4 protein-coding genes and 2 pseudogenes are annotated in these 5,029 nt (G+C 58.2%); 5 read left to right on the top strand and 1 reads right to left on the bottom strand.

Annotated elements, in window-relative coordinates; translation table 11 throughout:
• Positions 1–15: 15 nt before the first annotated feature.
• The 4 genes and pseudogenes from JQK88_RS37100 to JQK88_RS35150 form a co-directional block, all read left to right on the top strand.
• Positions 16–99, top strand: a pseudogene (locus tag JQK88_RS37100) (GHMP family kinase ATP-binding protein); the annotation flags it as partial.
• Between the two features lie 26 nt (positions 100–125).
• Positions 126–509: pseudogene (locus JQK88_RS35160) on the top strand (transposase); the annotation flags it as partial.
• The gene (locus JQK88_RS35155) at positions 506–832 is read left to right on the top strand and encodes a hypothetical protein (protein ID WP_246750187.1); all 327 of its coding nucleotides are present in this window, start codon (positions 506–508) and stop codon (positions 830–832) included. The pseudogene JQK88_RS35160 and the gene JQK88_RS35155, both read left to right, overlap by 4 nt.
• 97 nt (positions 833–929) lie before the next feature.
• The gene (locus tag JQK88_RS35150) at positions 930–1,967 is read left to right on the top strand and encodes an IS110 family RNA-guided transposase (RefSeq protein WP_203281153.1); all 1,038 of its coding nucleotides are present in this window, start codon (positions 930–932) and stop codon (positions 1,965–1,967) included.
• A gap of 771 nt (positions 1,968–2,738) precedes the next feature.
• Here JQK88_RS35150 and JQK88_RS35145 read toward each other — a convergent pair.
• Complete coding sequence (locus JQK88_RS35145) at positions 2,739–3,353, bottom strand: acyltransferase (protein ID WP_203281151.1); 615 nt, start codon at positions 3,351–3,353, stop codon at positions 2,739–2,741.
• 913 nt (positions 3,354–4,266) lie between these two features.
• Here JQK88_RS35145 and JQK88_RS37750 point away from each other — a divergent pair.
• Positions 4,267–4,848 (top strand): transposase, encoded by a 582-nt coding sequence (locus JQK88_RS37750; protein WP_376740498.1) that lies wholly within the window; start codon positions 4,267–4,269, stop codon positions 4,846–4,848.
• The last annotated feature ends 181 nt before the right edge of the window (positions 4,849–5,029 follow it).

Below are 5,029 nucleotides of genomic sequence, written 5' to 3'. Positions count from 1 at the left end.
GGAGGATTCCTCCTTTTGCAATCTGAACTCCCAGAAGGCAAAGGGCTGGCGAGTTCGTCTGCGGATCTTGTTGCGACTGCACGGTCAATCGCCTGCTGCTTCAAGCGTAGAGTCCAGACATCGTTGAAGCCGCGCTCGCCATGTTGGATCGCAGACCGTCGCGGCGGCGCGTCACGCTCGGCGCCGACAAGGCCTATGACGTGCGCGCTTTCATCAGGGATCTGCGCGAGCGCAAGGTCACACCGCACATCGCCGTCGACGGCCATCTGAGCAAAACCGGCAAGCCTCGCGTGACGGCGATCGATGGTCGCACGCGCCGCCACGCCGGCTATGCGGTCAGCCAGCGCCGCCGCAAGCGGATCGAGGAACTGTTCGGTTGGATCAAGTCCTTGGCCGGCATGGCCAAGGTCAAGCTGCGAGGATGCGCCCGTGTGGGCGCGGCCTTCACCTTGAACCTGGCGGCCTACAATCTGGTCCGCTTGCCCAAGCTGCTGGCAGCGCCGGCATGAGCCTCACCGGCCGCTGGCGAATCGTCGCGATGCCTGACTATGTCGAGGACTATCGCGACATGATGGAGCCCGCCTACATTGAGTTCGCGGCGAATGGCTCCGGCGAATTCGCTTTCGGTTGCGTCACCGGGCAGATCTTCGGCATGAGCGACGGCAACAATGTCGCCTTCTCCTGGCAAGGCAATGACGAAATGGACGAAGCCAGGGCAATGGCTGGGCTGAAATCCAACCAGACGGCTCTATCAACGGACAGATCTGCTTCCATGGTGGCGATGAAGCAGACTTCGTCGCTCGCAAATGGACTTCTTCAACAGATGGGGTGATTGGGGTCTCGCCCGAGCCAGATTGAGGGCGGCTGCTCTTGTCGAGATGTGAGAACGTGGTCGATGTAGATCGCCACAAACATCAGGAGGAGCAGCCATGAAGTATTTTGCCGGACTTGACGTGTCTTTGGAAGAGACCGCGATCTGTGTCGTCGACGAGAGCGGCCGGATCGTGAAGGAAGGGCGGGCGGCGAGTGAGCCGAGGGCGCTTTATGAGGCCCTGCGGAAAATTAATCTGCCGCTGGAGCGCATCGGGCTCGAAGCCTGCTCGCTGACAGCCTGGCTTTATGACGGTATTCGCGCCGAGGGATTGCCGGGGATCTGCATCGAGACCCGGCAGGCCAACGCGGCGATGAAAACGATGCCGAACAAAACCGATCGCAACGATGCCCGCGCGCTTGCGCAGATCATGCGCACGGGCTGGTATCGGCAGGTGCATGTGAAGAGCCGGCAGTGTCGGTTCTGGCGGTCCCTCCTCGTGGCGCGACGCACGGTCCTCAATGAAATGCGGACGATCGAAAATGTCGTGAGGGCGATTTTGCGGGAGGTCGGCATCAAGCTTGGCACTCCAAGCCGTGCAGCCTTCGCTGATCGCGTGCGCGAACTGATTGGCGCAGATACGGTCATTATGGCGCTTGTCGAGCCGCTTCTGGTGATCCTGGCCACCATGCTGCGCGAGTTCGGGCGACTGACAAAGCAGGTCCTCATTATCGCCCGCCAGGAGCAAGTCTGCCGGCGACTCATGAGCGTTCCAGGTATGGGACCCATCACCGCGCTCGCCTTTCGTGCCACGATCGATCGGCCGGACCGCTTTCGTCGGTCGAGGGATGTCGGCGCGCATCTGGGTCTGACCCCGGCACGTTACCAATCGGGCGAAACGGACATTCAGGGCAAGGTGAGCCGATGCGGTGACGAACTCGCCCGCACGGCCCTCTATGAGGCGGCTCATTCGCTGCTCGTGCTCAGCAAGAAATGGTCGAGCCTCAGAGCGTGGGGCATGAACGTCGCCAAACGGCGCGGTATGGCTCGAGCCCGAGTTGCTGTTGCCCGCAAGCTCGCTGTCATTCTGCATCGCATGTGGAGTGATGCAACAGAATTCCGCTTCGGCAAGGCACCCGGCCGCGTATCGGCATGAAATAGGGATAACGGGCCAACGAAGGAGGAGTTGATTCCGCCCGAAAGGGCGTGATCCGGATCGTTCCCGTGGGGACGATGGGCAAGGTGATCTCGTTAGCAGGCACGATCCTGGGCCGAACTCTCCCAAGGTCGTTCAACAGATTGAGACGCCTCGCTCTACTGACCCCATCATGCGGCGGCCTAACGTCGACCGCGAAGAGAAGCGAGTGACCCGCGGGGCGACATGGTCCGGAAAAATATCAGGAGGAGCTTGACCTCAACGACCCCAATCAGAGAAGAAGCCTGCTAGAGCAGAAGGGCCAAGTCAAAATCCGGTCCATATCGAGCATGTCTTCGCCGAGAAGAAAAACCGCATGAGGCTCTCTATTCGCATCATCGGCATCGCGCGCCGGCCCACCGTCACCCTCACCAACGTGGCCTTCAGCATGAAGTGATGGTGCTGGCTGCACAGGCGAACTGCATCTGCGCGAGGCGATCAGGCCGAAATCACCGCCATGAACCTACAAAGCCGAAGCGAAAGCGCTGGGGCTCAGGCCCGCTCCGCCACCTCGAGGATGGACGGTCCGAAATGCGCAAGTTTCCGGAGGTGTCCGATTATGGCCGGTCCACCGAGGCAGCCGCCGCGTTGCACAAGACGAGCCCGGTGTGACGAAGCCGCCATCCTACCCGCGCAGGACAGAAAGCTCATGGCGAGACTTCCGAAGGGCCGGCGACGAACATTTGTCAGGAAGGTCGTAGAGCTCGAGCGGGGCTGGTATGCGCGCTACGATTATTTGGCCGACGTGAATAATAGCTGCCGTTCAAGCTCCAGGAGCTTTTTCGATCTGGCCTTCAAGCGCTTTGCTGGAATACCACAGAATACGCCCCAGCTATCCAGAGGCTTTGTTACTAGAGACAACGCCCCGACCGACGATCCTTCACCTATGTTGCATCCGGGAAGAACGACAGCCCCTGATCCAATAATAACGTGCCTCCCTACATGCACCGGAGCAAATGTGAGGCCAACGAATTCTCTAGGAATAGTTGCGTTCGTTAGATAGTTCCCCATGTAATCGTCCGTGACCGAAAATATGCGAACGCCGGGGGCAAGTCCGGAAAAATCATCAAGTGTAATCGTTCCATCTCCGCTCAAACAGCATCCAGATGCGATATTAACGTAGTCTCCGATGATAATTGATCCACTCGAACAACCAATGATAACGTTTGCACCAATTATGACGTTATTGCCGATAGATACGTTTTTTGCCCCTATGACTATACATGTATCGACGATTCTCACATTCTTTCCGACCGCGCTAAACCCAACATCAACCAATTCATTTTCAGATAGATATGAAGGTTCGAGTGTCGCACAGCGCTTGGAGCGCCTATCATTTCTGTCCATTTCTTCTCTCCGAAATTGGATGATGGCGACTTTCGCGCGGAGGTAAACTGATGTTTGTACTCCGCTACTTCGTTTATACAATTACTCGTAGCGTATCAGAATAGACTGCCTCTATCAAAAGATTTTCTATTAAACAATCGTGAATGTTTTTGTAATTGTACCTATTCGCAGAGATTTAGAATTGCCATGCCCGAGCTCGGGGGAGGATTTTCAGAAGGCCGGTCAATCAACGATGGCTTGTTGCTCTCGTGAACGGGTTCTGTGGCCTGGTAGTCGGCGACCGGCTCCGTGGTCGTTCGCACATGCCGCCCATTACCTCTTCGGCGCGCCAGCAAGCTGCGGCGTGGCCCGGGACGAGATCACGCAGGCTGGGTGTCTTCTCGCGGCAAATGCGGTGCCAATCCATTACAGGAAAGTCTGCAACAGAACCAAATTGCCGACAACCGCAGACTTGGAGCCGGCCGACAAGCCCCGGAACAACAGGGTGTTTTGCCATCCTAGCACTTCGTCGATACAGGCTACAGCGCTGGAATTTTTGTTGAGACCCGACAACGCTTTGGAGTAGATTTGATTGGGCCTGTTCGTCGCGACATGCGCTGGCAAGCCTTGGCGGGCGAGGGCTTCACTGCCGACGCCTTTCAAATCAATTGGGATGAACGCCGCGTCACAGTCCGCGGGGGCGTACAGTTCTAGTTAGACTGCTGCTACCGACAATGGGGCAACCTCGGTAGTCAAGATCAAGTTCTCCCGCAAAGACTGCGGTGCTTGCTCCGATCGCATCGATCGCGCAGGGGCACATGCAAATCGGCGCAGCATGACGCTGCGCATGCAACATCAACACGAGGCGCTGAAGGACGGCCGCCAACGACAGCAGACAGCCGAATTCGCAAAACTATATGCCTGCCGAGCTTGAATCGAAGCGACAATATCGTACGCGGTGCGCGCCTTCGGCATGCGCCACGCCCGCTACATCGGTCAAGCCAAAGCCCACCTTCAGCATCTTGCCACAGCCGGGGCCATGAATCTCATGCGTTTGGCGCGCTGGATCACCAAAGACCCGTCGCACGGACAAGGACATCGCACTTCACACGTCTCATGGCTCAAGCAGCCCCGGCGTGACTTCGCCAACAGTATCAAATATGCGGAAGAACGTGCGCTCTTGCTCACCATCTGCCGAAGGAGACAAATGCCCATGACCCGCCCTACTTTTGCCCGTCCTGCGGCGCGGACAAGCTCGGCCGGATCGGCGCCGACGAGCGCGAACTCCTCGAAAAGGGCCCGTCCCACGTCAAGCGGTTCGTGCGTGTGCGTCCGAGATTGGCCGCCGCGTGCGCCCCGGAAGGCTGAGACATTTCAAATCGCGCTGCTTTGTGCAGTCGACAGTTCAGCAGTCGAGGCATTTTGGCGCAAACTTTCCTCCACCAGGGATTACTTTCCAAGTCAGGCGTTTGTTAGAAACGCCAGCGAATCCTTCGGCCTTCTATGCGAACTTTGATCCGGCGGCCGTACAGGCCCGGCATAGCCATCGGCGTCGGCAACGAGGGGCGCATCCTGCTCGGCGGCAATCACCGCCCTGAAGCAGGGCGTCGCTTGAGGTCGAGGCACACATTGTCTCCATCACTGATGGACATTCCACTGCCACGGACCTCGGGACGGCGGCGTATGGCGCAATTGCG

Source organism: Mesorhizobium caraganae, assembly GCF_016836705.1.
Taxonomy (GTDB): Bacteria; Pseudomonadota; Alphaproteobacteria; order Rhizobiales; family Rhizobiaceae; genus Mesorhizobium; species Mesorhizobium caraganae.
This window is presented reverse-complemented; position numbering and strand designations above follow the sequence as displayed.